At 71.4% G+C, this 26,788-nt stretch carries 25 protein-coding genes and 1 pseudogene; 15 read left to right on the forward strand and 11 right to left on the reverse strand.

Features of this window, described 5'->3' with window-relative positions; genetic code table 11:
* The first annotated feature begins 140 nt into the window (after window positions 1-140).
* Window positions 141-2,558, forward strand: a complete 2,418-nt coding sequence (locus V8690_RS04880) for a SpoIIE family protein phosphatase (RefSeq protein ID WP_338776077.1) — start codon at window positions 141-143, stop codon at window positions 2,556-2,558.
* Here V8690_RS04880 and V8690_RS04885 read toward each other — a convergent pair.
* Complete coding sequence (locus tag V8690_RS04885) at window positions 2,555-2,923, reverse strand: SDR family oxidoreductase (protein ID WP_338785255.1); 369 nt, start codon at window positions 2,921-2,923, stop codon at window positions 2,555-2,557. The two genes, V8690_RS04880 and V8690_RS04885, sit on opposite strands and share 4 nt — an antisense overlap.
* 166 nt (window positions 2,924-3,089) lie before the next feature.
* On the opposite strand from V8690_RS04885, the gene V8690_RS04890 reads away from it, so the two are divergent.
* The gene (locus V8690_RS04890) at window positions 3,090-4,385 is read left to right on the forward strand and encodes an ATP-grasp domain-containing protein (protein WP_338776078.1); all 1,296 of its coding nucleotides are present in this window, start codon (window positions 3,090-3,092) and stop codon (window positions 4,383-4,385) included.
* Between the two features lie 46 nt (window positions 4,386-4,431).
* Window positions 4,432-6,474 (forward strand): CocE/NonD family hydrolase, encoded by a 2,043-nt coding sequence (locus V8690_RS04895; RefSeq protein ID WP_338776079.1) that lies wholly within the window; start codon window positions 4,432-4,434, stop codon window positions 6,472-6,474.
* 53 nt (window positions 6,475-6,527) lie between these two features.
* On the opposite strand, the gene V8690_RS04900 is transcribed toward V8690_RS04895, so the two are convergent.
* A complete protein-coding gene (locus V8690_RS04900; protein ID WP_338776080.1) occupies window positions 6,528-6,857 on the reverse strand; it encodes a winged helix DNA-binding protein in 330 nt (109 codons plus the stop codon).
* 313 nt (window positions 6,858-7,170) lie between these two features.
* Here V8690_RS04900 and V8690_RS04905 point away from each other — a divergent pair, with 313 nt between their 5' ends.
* The 3 genes from V8690_RS04905 to V8690_RS04915 all read left to right on the forward strand — a co-directional run bounded on the left by V8690_RS04905 (window position 7,171) and on the right by V8690_RS04915 (window position 9,246).
* Window positions 7,171-7,701: a PadR family transcriptional regulator gene (locus tag V8690_RS04905; protein WP_338776081.1), complete on the forward strand. Its 531-nt coding sequence runs from the start codon at window positions 7,171-7,173 to the stop codon at window positions 7,699-7,701.
* An 18-nt stretch (window positions 7,702-7,719) separates the two neighbouring features.
* Window positions 7,720-8,700, forward strand: coding sequence for an NADPH:quinone reductase (locus V8690_RS04910; protein WP_338776082.1), 981 nt, complete (start codon window positions 7,720-7,722; stop codon window positions 8,698-8,700).
* Between the two features lie 102 nt (window positions 8,701-8,802).
* On the forward strand, window positions 8,803-9,246 hold the full coding sequence (locus V8690_RS04915) for a DUF779 domain-containing protein (protein WP_338776084.1): 444 nt from the start codon (window positions 8,803-8,805) through the stop codon (window positions 9,244-9,246).
* Between the two features lie 10 nt (window positions 9,247-9,256).
* Here the strand turns inward: V8690_RS04915 and V8690_RS04920 are convergent, their stop codons facing one another.
* Genes V8690_RS04920 through V8690_RS04930 form a run of 3 tightly spaced genes read right to left on the reverse strand, consistent with a single transcriptional unit; the run spans window position 9,257 to window position 12,360 of the window.
* Window positions 9,257-9,880: a chorismate mutase gene (locus tag V8690_RS04920; RefSeq protein WP_338776085.1), complete on the reverse strand. Its 624-nt coding sequence runs from the start codon at window positions 9,878-9,880 to the stop codon at window positions 9,257-9,259.
* 51 nt (window positions 9,881-9,931) lie between these two features.
* Window positions 9,932-11,326 carry a M20 family metallopeptidase gene (locus V8690_RS04925; RefSeq protein WP_338776086.1) on the reverse strand — a complete coding sequence of 465 codons (1,395 nt, stop codon included), beginning with the start codon at window positions 11,324-11,326 and terminating at the stop codon, window positions 9,932-9,934.
* Complete coding sequence (locus V8690_RS04930; RefSeq protein ID WP_338776087.1) at window positions 11,323-12,360, reverse strand: Lrp/AsnC family transcriptional regulator; 1,038 nt, start codon at window positions 12,358-12,360, stop codon at window positions 11,323-11,325. The genes V8690_RS04925 and V8690_RS04930 overlap by 4 nt, the downstream gene beginning before the upstream one ends.
* A 112-nt stretch (window positions 12,361-12,472) precedes the next feature.
* Here V8690_RS04930 and V8690_RS04935 point away from each other — a divergent pair, with 112 nt between their 5' ends.
* The 5 genes from V8690_RS04935 to V8690_RS04955 all read left to right on the forward strand — a co-directional run bounded on the left by V8690_RS04935 (window position 12,473) and on the right by V8690_RS04955 (window position 16,235).
* A complete protein-coding gene (locus V8690_RS04935) occupies window positions 12,473-14,047 on the forward strand; it encodes an AbgT family transporter (RefSeq protein ID WP_338776088.1) in 1,575 nt (524 codons plus the stop codon).
* 38 nt (window positions 14,048-14,085) lie between these two features.
* Entirely contained in the window at window positions 14,086-14,361 is a 276-nt protein-coding gene (locus V8690_RS04940; RefSeq protein WP_338776089.1) for a hypothetical protein, read from the forward strand.
* 435 nt (window positions 14,362-14,796) lie between these two features.
* Window positions 14,797-15,576, forward strand: coding sequence for a hypothetical protein (locus tag V8690_RS04945; RefSeq protein WP_338776090.1), 780 nt, complete (start codon window positions 14,797-14,799; stop codon window positions 15,574-15,576).
* Between the two features lie 85 nt (window positions 15,577-15,661).
* Complete coding sequence (locus tag V8690_RS04950) at window positions 15,662-16,006, forward strand: hypothetical protein (RefSeq protein WP_338776091.1); 345 nt, start codon at window positions 15,662-15,664, stop codon at window positions 16,004-16,006.
* A gap of 1 nt (window position 16,007) precedes the next feature.
* Window positions 16,008-16,235 (forward strand): hypothetical protein, encoded by a 228-nt coding sequence (locus tag V8690_RS04955; protein WP_338776092.1) that lies wholly within the window; start codon window positions 16,008-16,010, stop codon window positions 16,233-16,235.
* A 545-nt stretch (window positions 16,236-16,780) separates the two neighbouring features.
* Here the strand turns inward: V8690_RS04955 and V8690_RS04960 are convergent.
* The 4 genes from V8690_RS04960 to V8690_RS04975 form a co-directional block, all read right to left on the reverse strand.
* A complete protein-coding gene (locus tag V8690_RS04960) occupies window positions 16,781-17,653 on the reverse strand; it encodes an alpha/beta hydrolase (RefSeq protein ID WP_030895920.1) in 873 nt (290 codons plus the stop codon).
* A complete protein-coding gene (locus V8690_RS04965) occupies window positions 17,646-18,671 on the reverse strand; it encodes an NADP-dependent oxidoreductase (RefSeq protein WP_338776093.1) in 1,026 nt (341 codons plus the stop codon). Before V8690_RS04965 ends, V8690_RS04960 begins: the two co-directional genes overlap by 8 nt.
* Before the next feature lie 138 nt (window positions 18,672-18,809).
* Window positions 18,810-19,865, reverse strand: a complete 1,056-nt coding sequence (locus V8690_RS04970; RefSeq protein ID WP_338776094.1) for an aldo/keto reductase — start codon at window positions 19,863-19,865, stop codon at window positions 18,810-18,812.
* A gap of 57 nt (window positions 19,866-19,922) precedes the next feature.
* On the reverse strand, window positions 19,923-20,615 hold the full coding sequence (locus tag V8690_RS04975) for an SDR family oxidoreductase (RefSeq protein WP_338776095.1): 693 nt from the start codon (window positions 20,613-20,615) through the stop codon (window positions 19,923-19,925).
* Window positions 20,616-20,727: 112 nt separating this feature from the next.
* Here V8690_RS04975 and V8690_RS04980 point away from each other — a divergent pair, with 112 nt between their 5' ends.
* Complete coding sequence (locus tag V8690_RS04980) at window positions 20,728-21,288, forward strand: TetR family transcriptional regulator (protein ID WP_338785256.1); 561 nt, start codon at window positions 20,728-20,730, stop codon at window positions 21,286-21,288.
* A gap of 172 nt (window positions 21,289-21,460) precedes the next feature.
* Here V8690_RS04980 and V8690_RS04985 read toward each other — a convergent pair whose 3' ends face one another.
* Window positions 21,461-21,784, reverse strand: coding sequence for a hypothetical protein (locus V8690_RS04985; protein ID WP_338776096.1), 324 nt, complete (start codon window positions 21,782-21,784; stop codon window positions 21,461-21,463).
* Window positions 21,785-21,808: 24 nt separating this feature from the next.
* On the reverse strand, window positions 21,809-22,024 hold the full coding sequence (locus V8690_RS04990; RefSeq protein ID WP_338776097.1) for a hypothetical protein: 216 nt from the start codon (window positions 22,022-22,024) through the stop codon (window positions 21,809-21,811).
* 743 nt (window positions 22,025-22,767) lie between these two features.
* On the opposite strand from V8690_RS04990, the pseudogene V8690_RS04995 reads away from it, so the two are divergent.
* The 3 genes and pseudogenes from V8690_RS04995 to V8690_RS05005 form a co-directional block, all read left to right on the forward strand.
* A pseudogene (locus tag V8690_RS04995) lies at window positions 22,768-22,920 on the forward strand (peptidase dimerization domain-containing protein); the annotation flags it as partial.
* 104 nt (window positions 22,921-23,024) lie between these two features.
* On the forward strand, window positions 23,025-23,321 hold the full coding sequence (locus V8690_RS05000; RefSeq protein ID WP_338785665.1) for a M20/M25/M40 family metallo-hydrolase: 297 nt from the start codon (window positions 23,025-23,027) through the stop codon (window positions 23,319-23,321).
* A gap of 291 nt (window positions 23,322-23,612) precedes the next feature.
* Window positions 23,613-26,534 carry a glycosyl hydrolase 115 family protein gene (locus V8690_RS05005; RefSeq protein WP_338776098.1) on the forward strand — a complete coding sequence of 974 codons (2,922 nt, stop codon included), beginning with the start codon at window positions 23,613-23,615 and terminating at the stop codon, window positions 26,532-26,534.
* The last annotated feature ends 254 nt before the right edge of the window (window positions 26,535-26,788 follow it).

Genomic DNA, 26,788 nt, shown 5'->3' on the forward strand with positions numbered 1-26,788 from the left:
GCCCTCACCGGGCCGGGGGTGATGCCAGAACACGACCACCCGGCGCGGCGCGGTACCGGGAAGCCGGAAAGGGGTACCCGGCGGCCCTCCCTGAGATGATGACCGGGGAAGCGGCAAGGGGGGTCCCACCCGGAGGCACCGTGCAGGGACGCGTACCGGAGGACTTGGCGGTCGTCGTCGACGCCCGCGGGGTGATCACGGTGTGGAGCGACGGCGCCCGACGGCTGCTCGGATACGAACCCGACGAGGTCGTCGGCCGGGCCGCCGCGCGCCTGCTCGCCGCCGGCCTGCCCGGTTCCACGCGACGCCACGTCGCGGACGGGCAGCACTGGGCCAGTGAGGTGGCGCTCCGGCACCGGGACGGCGACCGTGTCGTGGTCCGGCTGCAGGGCACACCGTTGCTGGACGCGGACCGCGGACGGCTCTGGCTCGTCACCGGCACCGCCCTGGCGCACACCGAGAGGCGGGCCGGGCACGGATCCCTGCCCCTGTGGGACCTCACGCTCGCCCAGCTCCCCGTGCCGGTGGCGGTCTACGACCGTGAGGCCCGGCTCGTGGCCGCCAACGAAGCCATGACCCAGGTGATGGGCAGGTCCGAGGAGGAGATGAAGGGCCTGACACTCTGGGAGATCGAGCCCAGCCCGCCCTTCGACGAGTACGACCGCCTCCAGCGTGAGGTCCTGCGCACCGGCGAGATGATCTTCCACGAGGAGCACGGGAAGGCCCCGGGCGAGACCCGGCCGCATGCCTGGTCGATGTTCATGTCGCCGCTGAAGGACGAGACCGGTGCGGTGCAGGGCATGTGCGCGACCGTGTTCGACACCACGGAGCAGTACTGGGCCCGCCGCCGGCTGGCGGTGCTCAACGACGCCGGCCTGCGGATCGGGACCACCCTGGACGTGACCCGGACGGCCGAGGAGCTGGCCGAGGTGGCCGTGAGCGGGTTCGCGGACTTCGTCACCGTGGACCTGCTGGAGTCCGTCGCCCTGGGCGACGAGCCGGAACCCGTGCCGCTGGACGCGCCGGTCACCGTGCGACGCACCGCGCAGCGGTCGGTACTGGAGGGCTGCCCTGAGTCGGTGGTCGCCTCGGGCGACGCCACGCTCTACCGAGTGGGCACGCTGCCGGTGCGGACGCTGGTCGCCGGCCGGGGCTCCCGGCACCGGCCGGGAGATCGGGGGCTGCGGGAGTGGGTGCAATCCTCCCCGGCCCGGGCGGATTCGGTGGCCAGGCACGTGATCCACTCGGTGATGATGGTGCCGCTGCGCGCCCGCGGGGTCACCCTGGGGCTGGTGCACTTCCTGCGCCACCGGACGCCGGAGTCGTTCAGCGAGGACGATCTGCTGCTCGCGGAGGAGATCGTCGCCAGGGCGGCGGTGAGCGTGGACAACGCCCGCCGTTACACCCGGGAACGCCGGACGGCGCTGGCGCTCCAGCGCAGCCTCCTGCCCGACCGGCCGCCGGACCTGGCGGCGATGCGGGTCGCCTACCGCTATCTGCCGGCCGGTTCCGGAGCGGACATCGGGGGCGACTGGTTCGACGTGATCCCGCTGTCCGGCACCCGGGTCGCCCTGGTCGTGGGCGACGTGGTGGGACACGGCATCCACGCCTCGGCCACGATGGGCCGGCTGCGGACCGCCGTGCGGACGCTCGCGGATGTCGATCTCGCCCCCGACGAGCTGCTCACCCAGCTGGACGATCTCGTCATCCGGATCGACCGGGAAGAGGGCCCGGAGGCGCGCGGGCGGGAGGCGGAGACGTCGGGGCAGGTCGGCGCCACCTGCCTGTACGCCGTGTACGACCCGGTGTCCCGCCGCTGCACGATGGCCCGGGCCGGCCATCCGCCGCCCGCCCTGGTCACGCCCGACGGCGCCGTACGGTTCCTGGATCTGCCGGCCGGGCCGCCGCTGGGGCTGGGCGGCCTGCCGTTCGAAGCCGTCGAGGTGCAACTGGAGGAGAACAGCCTGCTCGCCCTGTACACCGACGGGCTGGTCAAGGCCGCCGACGACGACATGGACGTCGGGCTCACCCTGCTCCGCGAGGCGCTGGGCCATCCTGCCGAGGCGCTGGAGGAGACCTGTGAGCAGGTGCTGCGCACCGTGCTGACCGGCCGTCCCGCCGACGACATCGTGCTGATGCTGGCCCGGACCGCCGCGCTCGACGCCGGGAAGGTGCGCACCTGGCAGCTGCCGCCCGAGCCGACGGCCGTGGCCCGGGCCCGCAGGATGGCGGGCGAGCAACTGGCCGTCTGGGGGCTGGCGGAGGCGGCGTTCACCACGGAACTGATCGTCAGCGAGCTGGTCACCAACGCACTGCGGTACGGCGGCACCCCCATCGAACTGCGGCTGATCCGCGACTCGGCCCTCATCTGCGAGGTGTCCGACGGCAGCAGCACCGCACCCCACCTGCGCCGGGCCCGCGTCTTCGACGAGGGCGGACGAGGACTGCTGCTCGTAGCCCAGCTCTCCGGACGCTGGGGCAGCCGCCAGACCGCCACGGGCAAGACCATCTGGGCGGAACAGCCGCTGCTCGGCCAGGGTGACGGGACGGGTGGCTAACGCGTGTCGACGATGCCGCCGGTCACCGCGATGACCTCGCCGACCGTATAGCTGGAGTCGGCGTCGGAGGCGAGGTAGACGTACGTCGGTGCGATCTCCTCCGGCTGGGCCGCGCGCTGGAGCGGGGCCTCGCTGCCGATGTGGGCGAGCCCGTCCGGCGGCATGTGCGGATCCGCCTCGTTGAGCGGCGTCCAGGTCGGGCCCGGCGCGACCACGTTCGCGCGCACACCGCGCTTGGCCAGGTGCACGGCGACGGACTTGGTCAGGGTGATCAACGCGGCCTTGGACGCCGCGTAGTCGATTGTTCCTGCTCGGGCTGCACGGGCTTCCCTTTCGCCGGTGTCGTCCACGGCGCGGCCGTTCATCGTGGCCACGCCGCTCTTTCCCCGCACCGCGTGCCCATAACGGCGGCAGGCATGTTCCGCGTTGTCGCACCCGGGCGACGCACCGACCGGCATGGCCGCACTCGCGAGGGGTACTCAGTCGATCTTGGAAGGCCCGGCCGGAGGGCCTGCTGTCGGAAGGAGATCTGTGTCTGACGAGACGGTGAAGAACGTCTTCGTGATCGGGCTCGACGAGGCCAATCTGCCGACGCTGCGGGAGGTTCCCGGAGCTGACCGGCTGCGCTTTCACCAGCTGCTGACCGTCGAGGAACTCCAGGTCGGCGAGGTGCACGTGCCCACGTTGCTCGACAAGGCCCAGGGCGTGCTCGACGCCTTCGACGGCAGCATCGACGCGATCGTGGGCTACTGGGACTTCCCGGTCAGCACCCTCGTGCCGCTGCTGAGCGAACGTTACGGAACGCGGAGCACGAGCCTGGAGTCCGTGGTCAAGTGCGAACACAAGTACTGGAGCCGCCTCGAACAGCAGAAGGCGACCGACCGGCACCCGCGCTTCGGCAAGGTCGACCTGTCGGCCGAGCCGCCTCGGCCGCCCGAGGACGTGACCTTCCCGATGTGGGTCAAGCCGGCGCTCTCGTACTCCTCCGAACTCGCCTTCGGAGTCGACGACGAAGAGGAGTTCCGCTCGGCCGTCGGCGAGATCCGCGACGGCATCTCCCGCATCGGCCGCCCCTTCGAGCACATCCTCGAACGCATCGACCTGCCGCCGGAGATGGACGGCGTCGGCGGCCGGGTCTGTCTGGCGGAGGAGTCGCTGTCCGGCGTCCAGGTCGCCGTCGAGGGCTACGTCCACCAGGGCGAGGTGACGGTCTACGGGGTTCTGGACTCCATCCAGTACCCGGACTCCCCCTGCTTCCTGCGCCACCAGTACCCCTCGACGCTGCCGCCGGCGGCCATCGCCGAACTCCACGACGTCTCGAAGCGGGTGATGCGGCAGATCGGAATGGAATCGGCCACCTTCAGCATCGAGTACTTCTACGACCCGCGGACGCAGACCATCAACCTGCTGGAGATCAACCCCCGGCACTCCCAGTCGCACGCCGAGCTGTTCCAGTACGTCGACGGCGTCCCCAACCACCACTGCATGGTCAGTCTCGCGCTCGGCGAGGACCCGCGCATGCCGCACCGCGAGGGCCCGTACGCGATGGCGGCGAAGTGGTACCACCGCTGGTTCACCGACGGGGTGGTGCGCCGGGTGCCCGGGCCCGAGGAGATCGCCCGTATCGAGCGGGAAACGCCGGGCGTGCGCATCGAGGTGGTCCCCGAGGAGGGCACCCGGCTCTCGGACCTGCCCGGACAGGACAGCTACAGCTACGAGTTGGCGCACATCTTCACCGGCGGGGCGGACGAGGCGGAGCTGCGGGAGAAGTTCGACCACTGCGTGGCCGCGCTGGGCCTCGCCTTCGACGAACCCCCGACCGAGTGAAGAGCTGCCGGAGTGAACCCCCGAGAGTAAGGAGCACGTGGGTTCCATGCGCTACGTGACCAACCTGCCGTACGCGACGAAGGAAGAAGAGCACGTCACGATCCCGATGTCCGACGGGGTCCGGCTTTCCGCGCACATCTGGCGTCCCACCTGCTCGGACCAGGAGCCGGTGCCCGCGGTGCTGGAGTACATCCCGTACCGCAAGCGCGACCTGACGGCCGTACGCGACTCGATCCACCACCCGTACCTCGCGGGACACGGCTACGCCTGTGTCCGCGTCGACCTGCGCGGCACCGGCGACTCGGAGGGCGTGCTGCGCGACGAGTACCTGGAGCGGGAGCAGGCGGACGCGGAGGAGGTCCTGGCCTGGCTGACGGAGCAGCCGTGGTGCGACGGCGGCACGGGCATGATGGGCATCTCCTGGGGCGCGTTCGCGGCGCTCCAGGTGGCGGCCCGCCGGCCGCCGGGCCTGAAGGCCATCGCCATCGCCTCCTTCACCGACGACCGGCACGCCGACGACATGCACTACATGGGCGGCGCCCTGCTGTCGGACAACCTGGCCGAGGCTGGCACGATGTTCGCCTATGGCACCTGTCCGCCCGACCCGGCCGTGGTCGGCGACCGCTGGCGCGAGATGTGGCACGAACGGCTGGAGCACACCGAACCCTGGGTCCTGCAGTGGCTGCGCCACCAGCGCCGGGACGACTACTGGCGGCACGCCTCGGTGTGCGAGGACTACAGCAGCGTGCGCTGCCCGGTCCTGGCCTCCAGCGGCTGGGCGGACGGCTACTCCAACGCCGTGACCCGGCTGCTCGGCCACCTGGACGTGCCCCGCAAGGGGCTGATCGGCCCCTGGTCGCACAAGTTCCCCCACCTCGGGGAGCCCGGCCCGGCGATCGGCTACCTCCAGGAACTCGTGCGGTGGTGGGACCACTGGCTCAAGGGCGTCGACAACGGCGTCATGGACGGCCCCATGCTGCAAGCGTGGATGCAGGACAGCGTGCCGCCCTCCACCGCGTACGAGGAGCGGCCGGGACGCTGGGTCGGCGAGCCGGACTGGCCCTCCCCGCACATCCGGCCGGCCGTTCATCCGCTCACCCGGCACACGATCGGACCTCCGCGGGAGTCGGCGGACGAGGGGAACACCCCCGACGGCGACGCTATGACCGTGCAGTCGCCGCTGTCCGTGGGCCAGTTCGCGGGCAAGTGGGCCTCCTACAACGCGCCCCCGGATCTGCCGTACGACCAGCGCGAGGAGGACGGCGGTTCCCTCGTCTTCGACAGCGAGCCGCTGACCGAGCCGTTGGAGATCCTCGGCTCACCGACCGTGGAACTCGACCTGTCGGTCAGCCGACCGGTCGCCATGGTGGCCGCGCGACTGTCCGACGTGAGCCCGGACGGCGCCGCGACCCGTGTCTCGTACGGCATCCTGAACCTCACCCGCCGCGACAGCACGGAGTCCCCCGAGCCGCTGGAGCCGGGCCGCCGCTACCGCGCCACCGTCCCGCTGAACGGAGTGGCCCAGGCGTTCCCGCCCGGCCACCGCATCCGGCTCTCCCTCTCCACGTCCTACTGGCCACTGGCCTGGCCACCGCCGAAGCCCGCCCTGCTGAGCGTCCACGAGCACTCCAGCACGCTCACCCTGCCGGTGCGGCCGGTGGAGGAGCCGGACGAGGTGCCGGCGTCCCCCTTCGGCGAACCCGAGGGCACTCCCCCGCTCGCCACGAGCCAGATGACGCCCCCCGAGGAGCGCTGGGAGGTCAAGCGGGACCTGGTCGGCTACCACTCGGAGCTGGACATCGTGAAGGACCGGGGCACGGTCCGCTTCGAGGACATCGGCCTCGAGGCCGGGCGCCGCGCCCGCGAGCGCTACACGGCGGTCGCCGACGACTTCACCTCGGTCAGCGGCGAGTCCACGTGGACCATGCGGTTCCAGCGGGATGACTGGGACGTACGCGTGGTGACGCGCACCCAGCTGAGGTGCGACGACACGGACTTCTTCGTGGACGCGACCCTCGACGCGTACGAGGCCGACCGCCGGGTGTTCTCCCGCACCTGGAACGATCAGGTTCCGCGCGACCTGCTGTAGCGGGGCCAGGGTGGCAGCAGCCGTGTCCTCCCGGCCGAGAGCCTTCCGGCGGTCTACTTCTTCCGCTCCCGCGAGTGACGCGCCGCGGGGCGGCACTCGAGGGCGCTCCCGGTGTGCGCGACGAAGTCGTCTGGGAGCCGATGGAGGAACAGGGCGAGTTGCCGCAGTTCCCCGGGCGACCAGGCCGACAGGGCCGGCTCCGTGCCCCGGCGGCTGACCTCCTGTATGCGATGGACCGCGTCCAGGCCGGTTTCGGTGAGCTGAACGCGCTGGGCGCGCCGGTCGTCCGGGCCGGGGACGCGGGTCACGTGGCCGGTCCGTTCCCATTGCCGTAGCTGCCGGGTGACGTGGGACGCCTCCACCGACAGCCGGGCGGCCGGCACCCCGGGGCGCAGCGGGTCGCTCTCCGCGATGTGCAGCAGGACCGTCGCTGCGGCTCCTCACCGGACCCGAGGCGCGGTACACCACCGGCACCGACCTGCTCGTCGACGGTGGGCAGGCGGCCTGGATCCGTCGGCACAGGCGGTGTACGGGATGACGGGTGCCGGGTCGTCGGCCCGTCCGGCCGATGGCCCGGCAGCCCCGGGCAGGGCGCTGCGGCGGGCCGGGCGGGCCACCGGTCCGTGCCTCTGCGAGCGAAATCGGCATCGAATCGATGAACACATCGATTCGATGTAACTGTGCGACCATGGGGCCATGCTGGAACTCGCGATCCTGGGCTTCCTGGCCGAGGGCCCCCTTCCCGGGCACGAGCTGCGCCGCCGCGTCTCGCGACTGACCGGGTACACGCGGCCGGTCAGCGACGGCAGCCTGTATCCGGCGATCAGCCGGCTCGCCGAGGCGGGCCTGCTGGAGCGGCGGGCCGACCCGGCGGCGGGCGCCGGCCGTTACGAACTGACCCTGACCGAGGCCGGGCGCGACGATCTGCTGAAGCGGCTGCGCGCGCCGGCCGACCACGAGATCACCGACTTCACACGCTTCTTCACCGTCCTGGCGTTCCTCTCCCACCTGCCCGACGCGGCGGAGCGGCACGCGGTGCTGCGCAGGCGGCTGGAGTTCCTGGAGACGCCGGCGAGTTTCTTCTACGACGGCGACGAGCCGCTGCGCGCCGAGGAGGTCGCCGACCCCTATCGGCGGGGCATGCTGCTCACCGCCCGCGCCGTCAGCAGAGCCGAACGCGCCTGGCTCCGCGAGGCCCTGGGCGAGTCGGCACCCGAGAACCCCTGAAGACACCGGAGATACCGCATGCTCGCGTCCTGGTACGACGAACAGGGCCCCGCCGCCGGCGTCCTGCGCGTCGGCGAACTGCCCGACCCCCAGCCCGGCCCCGGCGAGGTCCGGGTCCGCGTGACCGTGTCCGGGGTGAATCCCGGAGACACCAAGAAGCGGCGCGGCTGGCTCGGCTCGTCGATGCCGTACCCGCGGGTGATCCCGCACAGCGACGCGGCGGGAGTCGTCGACGCCGTGGGCGAGGGAGTCGAGAAGCGCCGGGTGGGGCAGCGGGTGTGGGTGTACGGCGCCCAGTCCTACCGGCCGTTCGGCACCGCCGCCCAGTACACCGTCGTGCCCGCAGCCCTGGCGGTCCCGCTGCCCGGCCACGTCGGTGACGAGCTGGGCGCGTGCCTCGGCATCTCCGGCATCACCGCCCACCGCGCGGTGTTCGCGGACGGCCCGGTCGACGGACAGCTCGTGCTCGTGCACGGCGTCCTCGGCGGGGTCGGGTCCCTGGCCGCGCAGCTCGCCCGCTGGGGCGGGGCGACCGTGCTCGCCACCGTCCGGCGCGGCGAGGATCTCGAACGCGTCGACCCGGCTGTCGTGTCCCACGCCGTCGCCCTGGATTCAGCGGCCCCGGCGGCGGAGATCCGCGCGTACGCGCCCGAGGGAGTGCACCGGGTCGTCGAGGTGTCCCTGTCCGACAACGCCGCCCTGGACGACGCCGTCGTCGCGAACGGCGCCGTCGTCGCTGCCTACGCCACCCGCGCCGACCGTACCGACATCCCCTTCTGGACGCTGCTGTTCAACAACGTCACCCTCCGCCTGGTCGGCAGCGACGACCTCCCCGCAGCGGCCAGGCGGCAGGCGGTGCGCGACCTCACCTCCGCGGCCGCCGTGGGTGCGCTGGCCGTCGAGGTCGGCGCGCGGCACGAGCTGGCGGACATCGCCAAGGCCCATGACCGCGTGGACGCGGGCGATCGGGGCCGCGTCCTGGTCACCGTCCCGCGGTGACGTGGAACCGCGCACGGCACTGGCGGGTTTCCGTCGTCTCGGGTCAGAGTCAACTCATACCGGAGAACTCGGTAGAGGACCGTCCCCGCCTGGAGGTACCCCATGACCGACTCACCCACTCCCGGATCCGAGGTGCTGCCGACGACCGCCCGCACGGGACGTGTCGAACTGACGCCCGCCGCCGAGGACCTGCTGCGGCGGCTGACCGGGACACACGGGCCGGTGATGTTCCACCAGTCCGGCGGCTGCTGCGACGGCAGCGCCCCGATGTGCTACCCGCGCGGCGAGTTCCGGGTCGGTGCCTCGGACGTTCTGCTGGGACACGTGGCCGGGGAAACGCCGTTCTGGATGAGCGCGGACCAGTACGCGTACTGGTCGCACACCCATCTCACCGTGGACGTGGTCCCGGGACGCGGCAGCGGCTTCTCCCTGGAGGCCCCGGAAGGCGTCCGCTTCCTGCTCCGCTCCCGCCTCCTCACCGACGAGGAACTGCGGCGCATCGAGTCGGAACCGCCACTGCCGACGGGGGCGGAGCAGGTCGTCTAGGAGTGTCCCCCTAGGGCGCGGCGCACACGGACGGCAGCGCCCGCGCCAGCCCCTTCAGGTGGAGCGCGTCGAGCCGGTGGGTGTACGCGGACCAGCCGGCGGCCGCGGCCAGGCGCGGACCGCACGACGGCAGGGTCCGGGCCCGTTCCGTGTCGGCGAGGGCGGCCAGCAGCTGTGTGGTGATGCGGTCGAGGGCCGGGCGGACCTCCTTGGCCAGGTCCGGCCGTTCGGTGGGGCGTTCGGCGGGGTTCGCGTCCCAGCGGGCGTACAGGCCGCGCTGCACCAGCTTGTTCGCCTCGATCTGGTCCCGGAACACGGCGGCCACGGCGTCCGGGTCCAGGCCGAGGCCGGCCGCCCGGGCGCGCACGTCGTCCAGGATCCGCGCCTCGCGCCCCGGGTCGTCGATCGGCGTGTCCGTGCCGTACTTGGCGGCGGCGACCTTGTCGGCCAGCAGCAGCCGCTGGGCGAGCAGTTCGGTCACCGACGCCAGGCCGTGCGCGGAGGCGGCCGTGTGGCGTACGGGAGCGGGCCGCTCGGCGGCGGTGGCCGGGCCTGCCGTCCCGAAGGCCAGGGTGGCCGCCGTCGTCAGGGTCGTGATGAGGGTGAGGGCGGACGGGAGACGTCGAGCGCGCACAGGGGTGTCCTTCCGTGGGGGCGGCGCCGGACCGCGGCGCTGCCCGGCAACCTACCGATCGCCTCGGGCGCGCGGTTCACCGAGGTCCCAGAACAAGCCCGCCATGATGCGCAGCCCTTCGCGGGCCACCGGCCCCAACAGGTGTTCGTCGGGGGCGTGTTGGGAGCAGGAGGGGTGGGAGTGCGGGATCCACACGGTGGGCAGGCCGAGGATGTCCGCGAAGGCGTCGTTGGGGAGGGTGCCGCCGAGGTTCGGCAGGACGGCCGGTTCCTTGCCCGTGGTGTGCCGCAGGGAGTCAACGGCCCAGCGGACCCACGGGTCATCGGGGCTGAGGCGGGTCGCGGGGACGGCCTGGAGCACCTCGACGTCGACCATGGACAGGCCGTGGGCGTCGAGGTGGTCGCGGACGACGCGTTCGAGGTCGCGCCAGGGCGTGCCGACGACGAAGCGGAGCTGGACGTCGGCGTGGGCGGTGCCGGGGATGGCCCCGACGGGCTTGGCGGGGTCCCCGGCGGCCAGGGCGAGGACCTCCAGGGTGTTCCAGCCGAAGACGCGTTCGGCCGGGCTGAGGCCGGGCTCGCCCCAGTCGGTGTCGACCTCCGGGTCGCCGTCCCCGCCGCCCACGGTGAGGTCGGCCAGCGCGGCCGCGACGGGCTGGGGCAGCGCCGGCGGTCGCAGTCCCTCCACCAGGATGCGGCCCCGGGAGTCGACCAGGGCGGCCAGGGCGCCGGCGAGCGTTGTGGCGGGATTGCGCAGGGCGCCGCCCCAGTTGCCCGAGTGGTGGGCCCCCTCGCGCAGGGCCACGCGCAGGCGGAAGTTGGCGGCGCCCCGGGAGCCGAGGAACAGGGTGGGGCGACCGGCCGCGAGGCGTGGGCCGTCGGAGGCGACGAGCAGGTCGGCGGCCAGGTCGTCCGACAGCAGACGGCAGACCTCGTGCAGGCCCGGCGAGCCGGACTCCTCCCCCGTCTCCACGAGCACCTTCAGGTTGAAGCCCAGCCGGCCTCCCCGAGCGGCCAGGACCTGTTCGAGCGCGGCCAGGTTGACGGTGTGCTGGCCCTTGTTGTCGGCGGTGCCGCGCCCGTAGAGGCGGTCGCCCTCGACGACGAGTTCCCAGGGGGACAGGCCGGTGCGCCAGCGGCCGTCCTGGCCGGGGACGACGTCGCCGTGGCCGTAGACGAGGACGGTGGGCAGGCCGTCCGCCTCGTGCCGGTGGGCGAGCAGGAACGGGCCCGCTTCCGGCACCGGGTTGTCGACGATCCGCACGGTCGCGCCCAGGCGGCGTGCGGCGGGGGCGAGTTCGTCGGCCAGGTAGGCGCGCAGCGGGCCCGTGCCGTCGGGCGGCGGGCTCTGGGTCGGGAACGCGACCCGGCGCCGCAGGTCGGCCAGGAAGCCGCCGGAGTCGAAGTAGGCCTCCGCCAGGCCGATGGCGGTCTCACGTGTCGTCATGCCCGTCCACTCCCGGTGTCCGTCGGACCGGGTACGGCGGCCAGGCGGCCGTCCTCCCGGTCGAGCCAGTGCCGCCGCAGTGCCTGGAGCACCACGGAGACGTCGAAGGAGATCACCCCGGGCAGGTCCGCCAGGTCCCGGGTCAGGAACCTGGCGAGACCGTCCTCGTCCCGGAAGACGCCCTGGTGGACGACGGAGAAGGTGCCCGCGTTGGTGGACACGTATCGCGCCGAGGGGTGCCCGGCCAGCGTCCCCGCCGCCTCCCCGACCGCGCCCGGCGACACGGTCAGAGCGACCACCGCTTCCAGGGCGTAGCCGAGCAGTCCGGGCTCGATCTCCACGCGGGGGCGGACCAGTCCGCGCTGGAGCAGCGACTGCGTGACGCGGTAGGCGGTGGACTGCCCGATGCCGAGTTCCCGGGAGACCTGCGCGGCGGTCATCCGGCCGTCGGCGGCGAGCAGCCGCAGCGCACACAGCTCGTCACCGGTGGGGCGGGCGGGGCGGTCCGTGCGGTTCGGGTCCGTCTCGCGTTCCTCCGCCGTGTACGTGGCGAGCAGTCGGTGCTGGTCCTGCGTCAGACGGGGCAGCCGCCAGGCGTCGGACTTGGTGTCGGCGCGCAGGACGAGTTCGGTGCGGGTGGACCGTACGCCGGGGATTCCGGCGATGCGCCGGGTGAGCAGGTCGCGGGCCTCGGCGCGGCGCGCGGGCTGGACGACGCAGTAGATGTCCGCCTGCCCGGCGGTGACCGCGACATGGGCCGCCTCGGGCAGTTCGACGAGCCGCCGGGCGACGTCGACGGCCCGTCCCGGCGCGGCGGACACCCACACGTGCCACGGGGTGCTCTCGCCGGTCACCGACAGGTCGACCTGCCCGATCACCCGCAGCAGCCGGTTCGACTCCAGCCGGGCCAGCCGCCGTCCCACGGTGCTCGCCGACACGCCCAGTGCCTGCGCCAGCAGGCTGAGCGGGGCGCGCGGGGCGCGCTGGAGCGCGGCGACCAGGTCCAGGTCGTCGTCGTCCAGAGCGTTCTCCATACGACCCATCCTTCACGGAACGAATCCGTCAACCAGCGACTTCACACGACCGATACGACCGCAACAACCTTTTTACTTGCATGATTTCGTCAAGAGGGTCGTCAATAGGGCTGTGACCACCGCCACTTCATCCCCGCCGCCCGACGCCCCCTCGAGGCAGCTTTCCCGGCTGCTCGCCGTTCTCGGGCGCATCGAGCGCCTGGGCAACAAACTCCCCCACCCCTTCTGGCTGTTCGGTGTGCTCAGCGTCGTCCTGGCGCTGGTCAGCTGGCTTCTGTCGGCCACCGGCGCCTCCGCGCTCAACCCCGCCACCGGCAAGACGGTGGAGGTGCGCAACCTCGTCTCGGGCGAGGGGCTGCGGATGATGATCTCCGACGCGGTGACCAACTACGCCACGTTCCCGCCGCTCGGCACGATCCTCGTGGTGATGCTGGGCGTGGCCGTCGCCGACCGGTCGGGGCTGCTGCCCGCGATGCTGCGGGCGGCCGTCGCCCGGGTCCCGGCCCGGTGGCTGACGTTCACGCTCGCCTTCACGGCCATGGTCGCGCACGTGGCGTCCGACGCGGCCTACGTGGTGCTGGTGCCGCTGGGCGCGATGGCGTTCCGGGCCGTGGGGCGCAGTCCGATGCTCGGTGCCGTGGTGGCGTTCGTGTCGGTGTCCGCCGGGTACGACGCGAGCCCGCTGGTCACACCCACCGACGCGGTCCTGGCCGGGCTCACGACGGCCGCCGCGCACACGGTCGACCCCTCGTACGTGGTCAACCCGCTCTCCAACTACTTCTTCTCCGTGGCCTCCTCGGTTCTCCTGGCCCTCGTCGTCACCGTCGTCACGGAGAAGGTCATCGCCCGGCGGGTGGCGGCGATGCCGGAGGAACCGGAGCCGGAGGACGCTCCCGAGGCCGCCGGCACGGAAGCCGGGGGGCTGACCCTGCGTCCGGATGAGCGAAGAGGTCTGCGCAACGCGGGTCTCGCGCTGCTGGCGTACGCCGCGCTGGTCGTGGCGGCGATGGCCCCGGCCGGATCGCCGCTGCGCGGTGAGGGCGGCAGCATCGTGGGGTCGCCGGTGCTCACCGGCATCGCGGTCGTGCTGGCGGTGGCGTTCCTGATCGTGGGCGCTGTGTACGGGCGCACGGTCGGGACCGTGCGGACGGGCCGGGACATCCCCGACCAGATGGCGAATGGCCTGCGCGAGATGGCGCCGATCCTGGTGCTGTTCTTCGCCATCTCCCAGTTCCTGGCGTACTTCAAGTGGACCGGCGTCGGCGAGGTCCTGGCGATCCGGGGCGCCGGCCTGCTGAAGTCGGCCGGCATCACGGGCCCGGTCGCGTTCCTCGGAGTCCTGCTCGTCTGCACGGTCATCAACCTGCTCGTCACCAGCGGCTCCGCCCAATGGGCCCTGGTCTCCCCGGTGTTCGTGCCGATGTTCATGCTGCTCGACATCCCGCCCGAGGTGACGCAGGCGGTGTACCGCATCGCCGACTCGTGCACCAACGCGGCGACCCCGATGAGCGCCTACTTCGTGATGACCCTGGGCGTCGTCCAGCGCTACCGGCGCTCGGCCGGCATCGGCACGCTGCTGTCGCTGACCCTGCCGCTGTGCCTGGTCATGCTGGCGGCCTGGACGCTGCTGTTCTACGCCTGGTGGGCGCTGGGCATTCCCCTGGGCCCCGGGGTGCCCGTCCGCTGACCGCCCGGCCGCTTCCGTACGTACGAGGAGGACCGCCCATGTCCCTGACCCGTGTCGAGTCGCTGGCCCGCGCCGCCCTGCCGGAGATGACCGGTGATCTGCGGACGCTGGTCGAGCTGGAGACACCCAGCGACGACAAGGAGTTGCTGACCGCGGGGCTCACCGCCGTCGAGGCCTGGGCACACCACCGGCTCGGCCCGCCGGACGAGTCGCGGCGCCACGACGGCGGTGCGCACGGCGACATGCTGGAGCTGCTGTACCGGGGCACCTCGCCCGCGGTGGTGCTGGTCCTGTGCCACTACGACACGGTGTGACCGGCCGGCACCCTCGCCGAGTGGCTTTTCCGGGTGAGCGAGGACGGACGGGCCCCCGGGCCGGGCGCGTTCGACATGAAGTGCGGCCTGGTGCAGGCGGTGTGGGCGCTGCGCCTGCTTGTTCCCGCTTAACGACAGTGTTGCTTACCGTCTGATACCACGGCTGACCTGCTCGTTTGCGTGTTGCACTCAGTCGGGTTGCATTGATACTCATCGGCCATGCACCAATCGACGTACTCATCAGCAGGCTGGGAGTCCTGGGGACTTGCGTTCAGGCCGGCGATCCCGGAGGGGATGCCGTTGCTGTTCAATGACGACCTTCTCTTCGAAGACAGCAACGGCGTCCGTCCCACCACCGTGATCAACTGCTGGGCCTGCGAGCTGCCAGCTCATGGATGTCCCTCGCCGAATTCGTGGCCCTAATACGTGCGTACGGTGCGTGAGTGGCTTGAGTTCATTTCCGAGCACGGAGTCGCCCTGTTCGACACACGGCGTCGTCTGACCATCAAGCATCGCTTCGAGGCGTCCACGTGGAACCAGAACATGGGGATTTCGGCGGGGTTCTACAAGTGGGCGAAGGATGAGGAGTACGCAGACTCCGAGCCGTTCACGCACCGGCAGGCGGTCTGGGCTTTCAAGGGGCAAGTCCGTCGCGGGCGGGTCAACCAGTCACGGCGGCGCCAGGCCGAGCCTCATGTGACGATCAAGTATCTCGACGACGACTTCACGGACATGTTCCTGAAGGGGTTGGCGGGTCTGAGCCCCGACGGGGAGCGGGATCTACGCTACCGAGGACGGGAGTTGGCCCGGAACTCGGCGGTCGGCCGAATGATCGTCTCCAGCGGACTGCGCAGCCAGGAGTACACGTATCTGCTGGTCTGCGAGGTGCCCCTGCTTCCCTCGCGACGGACTGCGGTGCCGGTCTCTTTCCCGGCCCCGTCCGGGGTCACCAAGGGAAGCAAGTACCGCGAGTCGTGGATCGACTACGACTCACTGGCTGAGCTGCACTCCTACATCGCCCTCGACCGGGCAGCGGCGACGTTCGGATCGTCGTGGCGTCCGCCGGCCCGCTGGGGAGAGCCGCTGTTCGTGACGGACGCCGACCAGCGGGGCGGACGCGTCAACGGGGTCCGCGTCCAGTGGAGCTCGCTCGGCCCTGCCGAGCGGCGGCGTCTGGTCGCCCCGGAGGGGGGTTCGATGCTGCTGGCAGTGTGAGGCCAGGGACGCGCCTTCACCGGATGGGCCACGGTCTTCGCCAGATTCCTCCGGGGCGCCGAACATCAAGCGCAGCGACCAGGAGGTGACGAACCTGCTCGTCAAGCGGGCCAAGGCCCTGCACCTGGGGCCAGCGAACTACTGCTGGCTCCTCGATCCGTCCAAGGCGCTGTGCCGCAAGCTCGCAGGGACCCACGCCCGTGGGGCGACAGAGCCCTTGATCGGCATGTGCGATTCAGCGCGGTGTCCCCAGGCCACCCACCATGCCGGGCACCGCCCGGTTTGGGCGGCCAGCGCCGACAGCAAGAAGGTCTTCATCGCCACCATCGGACGCGCACAGCGGACGGAGAAGACCCGGCTGAGTACGGAACTCGCCCGCGATGAACGGGTGCTGGCCGAGATCGACGCCCTCTCCAGAACGGGGGCATGACGTGGCCCGCATCAGCGACGAGACCCGGCGGAACAACGAGACGGCCATCAGGCATGTCATGGAACGGCTCCTTGCCGGTGACGTTCCCCCGGGCGGCAAGTGTGACATCAAAACCCTCGCGACCCAGGCCAGGGTCGCCCGCACCGGCTTCTGTCCCAAGAAGAACCGAGACGGCTCGCCGCGCCTGGCCCCTACCAACACCTGGCGGGGGAGTTCGAACGCCGGTTGACCGAGCTTCGGGTAACGGGCGTGATTCCGGACCCGCGGGCTGCACAGATCGAGCGCCTCAAGGAACAGGTATCCGGACTGAAGGAACGCCTCGCCGCGAGTGACGCGCAGATCGATGGGTCGCTGACTTCAGGGAGCGGGCCCTGTCGCAGATCGCCGCCCAGCGGATGGAGATCGAGCGGCTTCGCGATGTCTTGGCCACGCCGTCGAATGTCTGTGCTCTGCCGAACAGTTCAGGTGCGAATGCACCGTACGGATCGTGTAGCTGAGCGTAATGGTATGCAGGGGGCGGCTGCCTGGCCGATGCATGCCGGGCAACCGCCTCTGGTGTGCTCTGGGAATCTACTCGTCTGCACGAGGACGCGCGCTGTCGCCCACCGCGTCCCAGGTCGTCACCAGCCTCCTCTCCTGGCTCCAACGCCGCAGGAGGTCGTTGATCTGGCCGAGCCGTTTGCTGCTGTCGGGTGGCCGCCGTCGTACAGGCCCACCCCGGCCCGGCGGAGGGCAAGGTCGGCCAGGCCGAGGGTGCGGGCGGAGGAGCCGATGTCAGCTGTCGGTGTGGAGGTGGGCTCGCACGGCGTCGACGAACTCGTCGACGTGTTGGAAGACGCCGCCGTGCCCGGCCCCTGGGTAGATGATCAGCGTGCTGCCGGGAATGCGGGCGTGCATGTCGTGGGACAGCTCGGTGGGGACCATGCGGTCGTGGTCGCCGTTGGCGATGAGCGTTGGGGCGCCGATGCGGGAGAGGTCCTGCGGCTCAGCCCGGCCCCAGCCCCGGATGGTGGTGATCTGGCGGTGAAAGGACGACAGTGTAATGGGGGTGTCACGGTCCATCACGCGCTCGCGCAAGCGCGCGAGGTAAGCCTTGGCTGCCGCCTTGCCCGCTGGAGTGCGGGGAAAGAACAGGAACTCCTTGGCATCGGTGCGGGCCATCGCGGCACGAGCCATGTCCCAGTAGACGTAGGCTCCACCTGTCGGACGGTCGATGCCAGTGCCCCCGGCGGGGCCGGTTCCGGCCAGGACGAGGCGGCGCACGAGCCCCGGCGCATCGAGGGCCACCTGCTGGGCGACGAAGCCGCCGAGCGAGAATCCGAGCAGGTCCATCTGGGTCAGGCCGAGGGCGGCCACGAACCCCTCCGCCGCACGCGCCATCGCGGCGACGGTGCCTGGGACACGGCCGGTGGATCCGCCGACCCCGGGGAGGTCGAGCGCGACGATGCGGCGGTCGCGGGCGAGCGCGTCGACAAATCGGGGATCCCACTCGTCGAGCGTGGCGCCCAGGTGAGTGAGCAGGACCAGCGGGACGCCGTTCTCGGGGCCGAGGTCGCGGTATACGAGCGTGTTCGAACCTACGACGATGCGGCGGTTGGGCGCCGTGGCCCACGTGGTCGGGCGGGGACGGACGTTGGACTCAGCCACGGTTGGTCACCGCCTTCGGGTCGGTGGTGACCAAGACCTTGCCGCGTGTGCCGCCGGCGAGCGCCTCGTCGAGAGCCCGCGGGGTCTGGTCGAATGGGAGCACCCGGTCGGTGATCGGGCGCAGCACCCCGTCGTCGACCAGCCCGGCGACCTGGCGCAGCGCGGCGCTATCGGGTGTGATGAACAGGAAGCGGTAGGTGACCCCGAGCGCGCGTGCCCGGCGGCGAGTACGGGCACTCAGGGCCCGGATGGCGAGCCGGACGACGGGGTTGACGCCGACGCGCCGCGCGAAGGCCGGGTCGGGCGGGCCCGTGATGCCGATGACGGTGCCGCCGGGGCGCAGCACACCGAGGGAAGCCTGCAGCGTGGCTCCGCCCTGGGTGTCGAGGACGAGGTCGACGGGCGTGCCGGCGAGGCTCTGCGCGAGGTCGTCGTGGCGGTAGTCGATGGCGATGTCGGCACCAAGCTCTCGGGCGGCTGCGATGTTCGCCGTCGAGACGGTGGTGGCGACGGTGCAGCCCAGGTGCTTGGCGAGCTGGATCGCGACCGATCCCACGCCACCGGTTCCGCCGTGGATGAGGACGGTCTGGCCCTTCGTCACCTTGCCCATCTCGACGAGGGCCTGCCAGGCCGTGAGCGCGACGACTGGAAGCCCCGCGGCCTCGACCAGGCTCACAGACCGGGGCACGGGTGCCATCGTGGCGGCGTCGACCGCGACGAACTCGGAGAAGGTGCCCGTGGCCACCAAGTCGACATAGCCGTACACGTGGTCACCCACGGCGATGTCTCGTACCGCGGAGCCGGCCTCAACGACCTCGCCGGAGAGCTCACCGCCCATGACTTTGGGCAGCCGGAACGGGAAGATTGCCTTGAACTCGCCGGAGCGGACCCGCTCGTCGGCATGGTTGACGCCCGACGCGACCATGCGCACGAGCACCTCATGGGGGGCGGGGACCGGTACGGGCATCTCGACCTCCCGCAAGGGGGAGCCGTACCTCTCGAGGACGAAGGCCTTCACGGAGCACTCCTAGCAAAGCGTTTCTGGGGGCGGGTATCTCGGCGGCGGGCGCATCCCGAATGGCCGCCGTACTTCTTGAAATGTGTCGTTTTTCCGGCTGCGGCGCGGGCGCGTTGCGTCCTCAGCCGCGTTCACTCATCAGGCGGCCGGCACGACCGGGGCGGCGACGCGGTCGGCGGTGCCTCCCTGGAGGCGGTCCAGCGAGGCGGTGACCCCCTCGTGGGGCTCGCCGAGCGGCACCGCGCTGACCTCGGCCAGGCGGTTGTACTGCTCATCGGTCAGCTGGACGTCGAGGGCGCCGAGGTAGCTGTCGAGCTGGGAGAGGTTGCGCGGGCCGATGATCGGGACGAGGGTGGCCACGGAGCGGGTGGCGCGCTCGCGCACCCAGGCGACCGCCACCTGGGCGGGTGTCACGCCGGTTTCCTCGGCGATGGCCAGGACGTTGTCGACGACGGCGGTCTTCTGGCCGGTGTTCTCGGTGTGGATGACCATGCCCAGGTCGCTCAGGCGCCCCTCGGCGGAGCTGCGGTACTTGCCGGTGAGCAGTCCGCCGCCGAGCGGGGACCACAAGGCTGCGCCGAGCCCGAGGCTCTCGGCCATGGGCAGGAGTTCACGGTCGGCGGTGCGCTCGACGAGGCTGTACTCGTGCTGGATGCCTACGATCGGGGCCCAGTTCTTCAGGTCCGCGAGGGTTACCGCGCGCGAGACGCGCCAGGCGGGGAAGTTGGACAGCGCGGCGTGGTGGATCTTGCCGGCGCTCACCAGGTCGTCGAGCCCGCGCAGGAGTTCCTCCATCGGAGTGAGCCCGTCGGGGAAGTGCACCCACAACAGGTCGATGTAGTCGGTCCCCAGGCGCTTCAGGCTGGCCTCGACCGAGGCGACCATGTTCTTGCGGCTGTTGCCGGTCTTGGAGATGTCCGGCCGCGGGGCGGCGCCGAGGGTGAACTTCGTGGCCAGGACGAAGTGGTCGCGGTCGGCGGAGATCAGCTTTCCGGTCAGTTCCTCCGACTCGCCGAACTGGTAGCCGTCCGCGCTGTCGAGGAAGGTGCCGCCTGCTTCGGCGAACCGGTCGAAGATCCGGCGTGCCTCGTCGGGCTCGGCGCCTGCGCCCCAGCCGGTGCCGAAGTTCGCGGTGCCGAGCGCGTACTCGGAGACACGCAGTCCGGTCCGGTGGCCGAAGGTCGTGTAGCGCATGAGATGTCCTTGCATGAGGGGTGTGAAGGTGGTCGCGCCGGGGTGGAGGGGTGAGCGTCAGTCCGCGTTCGGCTGGGGTGCCGCGGACAGACTCTGCTTGACGTACCGGCTGGTCTCGTCGGCGAGGATCTCGGGCAGGCCGGTCTCGATGCCGTACAGCGCCTGGGCCGCGACGTCGGCGGCGGCGACCTTCTGGTCGGCGGGCACGCCGGCGGCCATGTCGGTGTCCATGTAGCCGACGTGCAGCGCCGAAACGGTGATCCCGCGCGGCGCCAGCTCCTCACGGGTCGCGTCGCTCAGCGCCCAGGCGGCGGCCTTGGAGGCCGCGTAGGAGCCGAGTCCTGCCGGGTGGAACCAGGACAGGGCGGACAGGACGTTGAGTACGGCGCCGCCGCCGTTGCCCTCGATGACGGGGGCGAAGGCGCGTGTCGCGGCGAGCGGGCCGAAGAAGTTGGTCTCCATCTCCCGGCGCACCTCAGCCACGTCGCCTCCCATCAGCGTCGCGCCGGTGGAGATGCCCGCGTTGTTGATCAGCAGTGTCGCGTCGGACGCCACGCGGGCGGCCTCCTGTATCGACGCCTCGTCCGTGACGTCCAGCCGCAGCGGGATGACGCCCGGCACGTCGACCGTCTCGGGACGTCGGGCCGCGCCGTACACCTTCGCGCCGCGCTCGACGAGCTGGGCGGCCAGGTGCTGCCCGAGCCCCCGGTTTGCGCCGGTGACGACCGCGACCGCGTTCTTGAGTTCCATGCCTGCTCCTGGTCCTGACGGGTGCCGACGGCACCCACCCGAATTAGATTACGCAATCAATCTAAACATGGAGTTACGATAGATGCCAGTCGACATCCAACGGGAGGTGGCCATGGGCCGCGTATCGCAGGCGCAGGCGCAGGAAAATCGCAGGCGGGTGGTGGACACCGCCTCCCGGTTGTTCCGGGAGCAGGGCACGCAGGTCAGCGTCGCCGACCTGATGAAGGCGGCCGGTCTGACCCACGGCGCCTTCTACAAGCAGTTCGCCTCCAAGGAGGCGCTCGTCGACGAGGCCACCGCCCACGCCTTCGCCGAGCTCGCCCGGCGCTACACCGAGGGACTTGAGCGGTATGAAGGGCGGCGCGACGCCGCCCAGCAGGTGCTGATCGACACCTACCTCTCCGTCGAGCACCGTGACGCCCCGGCGGACGGCTGTCCGGTCGCCGCGCTCGCCTCCGACATCGCGCGCGAAGGCGGGGGACGTGAGGCCCGTCGCGTCTACACCGAGGGGGTGGCCGACTTCGCCGACTTCCTCGCCACCGACGACCAGGACGGCGTCGTCCGCCTCTGCACCCTGTTCGGAGCGCTGGTCCTGTCCCGGGCCACCAACGGCTCCCCGCTCTCCGAGGAGATCCTCGCCGCCGCGCGCGCAGCCTTGACCGAAGCAGGCTGATCAAGGGCGCGGCGCGGGTGCACATCGACGGCACTGGGCGACGAGGCGTCCGTGGCCGGGCGGAGGCGGTGGGAGAAGGCCGCCGACGCCTGGCGCACCGGCCTCACCGTGCGCCGGACAGCGGTCAGTTCCCGGGCCGCACGCTCGTGAAGTGGAAGTTGCGCAGCCGACGTCAACGCGTCAGCAGGACTGCGATCTGCTCCCGGATGTCGCGCACGATCTCGTCGACGCTCGCGGCGACGTTCACACTCGCTGCCATCGCGAGGAACGTGACGGCGGACACGACGCGCGTCGCCGTTGCCGCGCCCGCCTCGCTGACCTGTGCGTCCCGGCACAGCACGGCGGCGACGGCATTCTCGGTCTGCCCGGTGATGGCGAGGGCTTCGCCGTGATGGGGCTCGGCGGGGTCGCCGAAAACCATCTCGCGCAGGTAGACGCGCCCGTTGTCGACCTGGGTCCGGTTGCATTCGACGACCGGCCGGACGATCGCCATCACGGCGTCCAGCGTGTCCGGAATGTTCTAGGCGTCCACCCGGCCTCGCTTGAGGGCTTCGGCGTAGAGGGAGTTCCGGACGAGCAGGAGCTCGCCCTTGGTCTTGGCGTAGAGGAAAAGCGTTCTGTGGCCCGTCCTGGTGGCGCTCAGCCAGTGGGGCGAGACGTACGCCGTCGGCCCCGAGAGCCCGGGCCCCGTCCTGGACGTAACTCCCGCTGACTGTGGCGCCCCGGTCCACGTCACCGTCCAGTGCTCCGCGGAGCACACCCCCCTGACTTCCGAGGACGTCACCGTCCGGCTGGGGTCAGGTGCGCGACGTCTCTCGTGAGCCGTTAGCCCCGGGCGGGCAGCCGGGTGATGGCGGAATGTCCTGGTACTGGAGACGCCGACCGCTTTCAAGAGGGTGATCGAGACGGTAAGTTCGCCGAACGGGCGAGCGTGCTTCCGAACGCGTCTGCGGAACCTGCGTCAAGCCCGGCAGCTTCCGCCTCCACGGCGACGGGCCGCGAGCCGGGATGCAGAGCACCTGCGAAACCTGCCGCATCTCCTGACACCAGACAACGCATCAGCGGTCAGCCCCGAAACGAACCGCCCGGGCGCCCCTCCCGCCCGTAGAGTTCTCCTCGGCCGCCGAGTTCGGTGGGACATGATGTTCGCCACACCCACAGCGGGGAATCGGACACCGTGCTCCGTCATAGCGCGACACGCGCCACAGGCTCGGCTCCAGCCCAAAGCGACACGACCTGCGAGGGACACGGTCTCTGCGAGAACAAATCTGCTGCGGGAACTGGACCTGCCGCGCCCGTCGGTGCGTCTGTTCCTGAACGGCGACGAGGAGATCGGCAGCCCCGCCTCCCGGCCGTTGATCGAGCGGCTGAGCGAGGACGCGGCGGCCACGCTCGTGTGCGAGGCGTCGGCCGGGCCCGGAGGGGGCACTGAAGACGTCCCGCAAGGGCGTCGGCCTCTTCGAGGTGGCGGTGGAGGGCGTGGAGGCACACGCGGGCCTCGATCCGGACCGGGGCGCCAGCGCCGTGCACGCGCTCGCCGAACTGGTCACCCGTATCGCCGGGCTGGGCTCCCGGGAGCGGGGCACGACGGTCAACGTCGGGGTGATCGGCGGCGGCACGGGCCGCAACGTCGTCGCCGGCCGGGCGAACTGCGGCATCGACGTACGGATCCCCGATCCCGCCGAAGCGGCCCGGACGTCGCGGCGCTGGCCTCCCTCGCGCCCTCCGATTCCCGGGTGCGGGTCTCGGTCACCGGCGGCTGGAACCGTCCCCCGATGGTGCCGACGCCCGCCTCCCGGCTTCTGTTCAAGCAGGCGCACGCGGCGGCGGAGGAACTGGGCCGACCCCTGCGGGAGACGGCCGTCGGCGGGGCGAGCGACGGCAACTTCGTTTCCGCGCTCGGCCGTCCCGTCCTCGACGGCCTGGGCGCGGTGGGCGACGGCGCCCACGCACGCCACGAGCACGTCCTGCTGGACCATGTCCCGCCGCGCACGGCGCTGCTGGCGGGGCTGCTCATGGCGGGGGCGGTGTAGCCGGGGAAGGGCCGGGCGGTGCAGCCGGGGAATGACCGGGGCAAAATGCGGCCGGGAGTGGCCGCGCGGACGTCTCCCCGACCTCTGGACGCCCCCACTCGGGCTCGCCTAGGGTGCGACCGCAAGCGCTTTCTAGCCTGCCCATGCCAATCCCCGTGCGCGCAGCCCCCGCCGACGGCCCGGACGAGGAACCGACGCGGGCCTGACGCGGAAAGGCAGTGCCCCGTGCCGCACAGCGAACCCCACAGACCGTCGCACCCGTCATGGACCCGCAAGTCGTTCTTACGGGGAATGGCAGCCGTCGGCGCCGCCCCCCTGCTCCCCGCCGCCGTACTCCCCACCGCCACCGCCGAAGCCGCCCCCTCGGCCCGACCGGACTTCCCGCTGCTCCGTGACGGCACCCCCGCGGACGTGTTCGTGGACTCGGCGGACGACCCCGCCGTGATCCGCGCTGCCGGTGACCTCGTGGCGGACGTGGAGCGGGTCGGCGGCGTCACACCACGGTTGCTGCACACCGTGCCCCGGCAGGCCGAACTCCTGGTCGTGGTGGGGACGATCGGCGCGAGCCCGGTGATCGACCGGCTCGTCCGGCACAGGCGCCTGGACGTCTCCCGGGTCGAGGGCCGCTGGGAGGCGTCCGTCACCCAGGTCGTGGACCGTCCGCTGCCCGGCGTGGACCGCGCCCTGGTCATCGCGGGCAGCGACCGGCGCGGCACCGTCTACGGCGTCTACGACACCTCGGAACGCATCGGCGTCTCGCCCTGGTACTGGTGGGCCGACGTCCCGGTGGTCCGCCGCGACACGGTGACGGTCCCGGCAGGCCCCCTCGTACGCCACGAGCCCGCCGTCCGCTACCGCGGCATCTTCGTCAACGACGAGCAGAACCTCACCACGTGGTCCCGCCGCACCCAGGAGCCGGACAAGAACATCGGCCCCCGCACCTACGAGCGGGTCTTCGAGCTGCTGCTGCGCCTCAAGGCCAACTATCTCTGGCCCGCGATGCACCCGTACTCCGACTTCTTCAACAAGCACCGCGAGAACCCCGAACTGGCCGACCGCTACGGCATCGTGGTCGGCTCCAGCCACCCCGAGGCCATGCTCCGCAACGGCGTGCACGAGTGGGAGCCGTGGGCCGAGGAGCACCGCAACCCCGACGGCACCCTGCCGCTCTACGACTACACGGTGAACCCGGCCGTCATCTCCGACTACTGGCGGGCGCGGGCCCGGCAGAACGCCGGCTACGAGAGCAGCTGGACGATCGGCATGCGCGGCCTGCACGACTCCGCGCTGGAGACGAAGTACGCCACCACGATCCCGGAGAAGGTCGCGGTGATGAACGACATCATCGCCGACCAGCGCCGCATCCTGGCCGAGGAAGTGGGCGAGGCGGCCGAACCGCAGATCTTCATCCCGTACAAGGAGGTCCTGGAGCTGTACAACGCGGGCGTCCAGGTCCCCGACGACGTCACGCTGATCTGGCCGGACGACAACCACGGCAACATGCGCCAGCTCCCGAACGAGGCGGAGCGCCGCCGCTCCGGCGGCAACGGCATCTACTACCACCTCTCCTACTGGGGCCGCCCCAGGAGCTATCTGTGGCTGGACACCACGCAGTTGAGCAAGGTGTGGCAGGAGCTGCGCCGGGTCCACGACCACCGGGCCGACCGGATGTGGATCTTCAACGTCGGTGACATCAAGTCGATCGAGACGGGTCTGTCCTTCTGCCTGGACATGGCGTGGGACGTGGACCGCTGGGGCCCGGGGAACGTCGAGGACTTCCTGGTGGAGTGGGCCGGGCGCCAGTTCGGCAGGCGCCACGGTTCGGAGATCGCCGCCATCCGCACGGAGTACTACCGCCTGGCGGCGGAGCGGCGCCCGGAGTTCATCGACAAGTCGGTCTTCTCCACGGTGCACCACGGGGATGAAGCGGAACGCCGGATGTCCGCCTACGAGCAGTTGCTGTACCGGGTGCGCAAGCTGGGTGCGAAGCTGCCCGAGCCCTACCGCGACGCCTTCTACGAGCTGGTCGAATACCCGGTGCACGGCGCCTACTTGATGAATCTGAAGTACTACTGGGCGGACCGGAACGCGCTCGCCGTCCGCCAGGGGCGCGGCGCGGGCACCAACCGCTCCGCGGATCTGGCCGAGGCCGCGCACGCCGAGGAGCAGGCGATCACCCGCCGCTACAACGCGGAGATCGCGGGCGGCAAATGGGACGGCATCGTCAACCCCTACCCCTCCCAGATCCCGAAGGCCCCGGGCCGCCCGGCCGTCACGCGGGTGCCCCGCCAGGAGACCTCGGGCCTGGGCCTGGCCGCGGAGGGCAACGAAACGGGAGCGAGCCGGCCGCTCTCCTTCTCCTCCTACACCCGCGACCGCCGCTTCGTGGACGTCTTCAACACGGGTTTCCTCGCCCTCCAGTGGCAGGCCGAGCCGAGTCACCCGTGGATCCGGCTGAGCACCGCGGGCGGCGAACTCACCGACCAGACACGGGTATGGGTGGAGATCGACTGGCCACGCGCACCGGAGGGCACCCACCACCCCACGCTGACCTTTACCGGCGCCGGCACGACCGCCGAGGTGCCCCTGCGGGTGGTCAACGACGGCGAACGGGCCCGGCAGCGCGCCCGCGGTTTCGTCGAGGCCCACGGCTACGTGTCGATCGACGCCGCGCATTTCGACCGCCAGGTGGAACGCGGCGGTGCCCGCTGGAGGGTCGTACGCGGACTGGGACGCCGCACGGCCGCTGTCGAGGCGGTCCCCACGACCGCACCACCGATCACCGAGGACCTCCCCGCCCGGTCACCGGAACTGCGCTACCGGGTGCGCTTCACCAGCACCGGCACCTTCCCGGTGACCGTCTTCCGGCTGCCCTCCCTAGACGAGCGGGGCAAGCGCCGACTGGCGATCACCCTCGACGACCAGCCGCCGACGCTCCTGTCCGGCCAGGCGATCGCCACCGGCAACCGGGGTGACGCCTGGGCCCGCAACGTCGAGGAGGGCATCGAGAAGCTGACGGCCCGGGTGACCGTCGCGGAGCCCGGAGAGCATGTGCTGCGGGTGTTCATGACCGACCCCGCGATCACCGTGGACCAGATCGTCATCGACACGGGCGGGCTGCCCGCGAGCTATCTCGCGCCGCCGGAGAGCTACCACCGCGTCTTCAATCCCGGCCCCGCCGTCGCACCGGGCGCGGAGGCACCGGACCAATAGGCCGGTCACCGGCAGGCGCTTGGCACGGCCCATGCCAGGCGTCTGCCATGACTGCCGTGTTCTTCAGGAGCACTGACAGGAACACGGATTGCGTAAACAGGAATTCAATAAAAAGCTGGGCGCATGCAGCAACCGTGATTCGCTCGACGCCCCTCCGTGCATCCGTGCGCCCCTACGGAGAAAGGATTCGGCGAGCCGTCGGCAGATTCCACTGGGCAGGACATGGGGCGAGCATCAAGTCGGTGCGACCGCAC

The sequence above is a fragment of the Streptomyces sp. DG1A-41 genome, from assembly GCF_037055355.1.
In the GTDB taxonomy this organism is placed as follows: domain Bacteria; phylum Actinomycetota; class Actinomycetes; order Streptomycetales; family Streptomycetaceae; genus Streptomyces.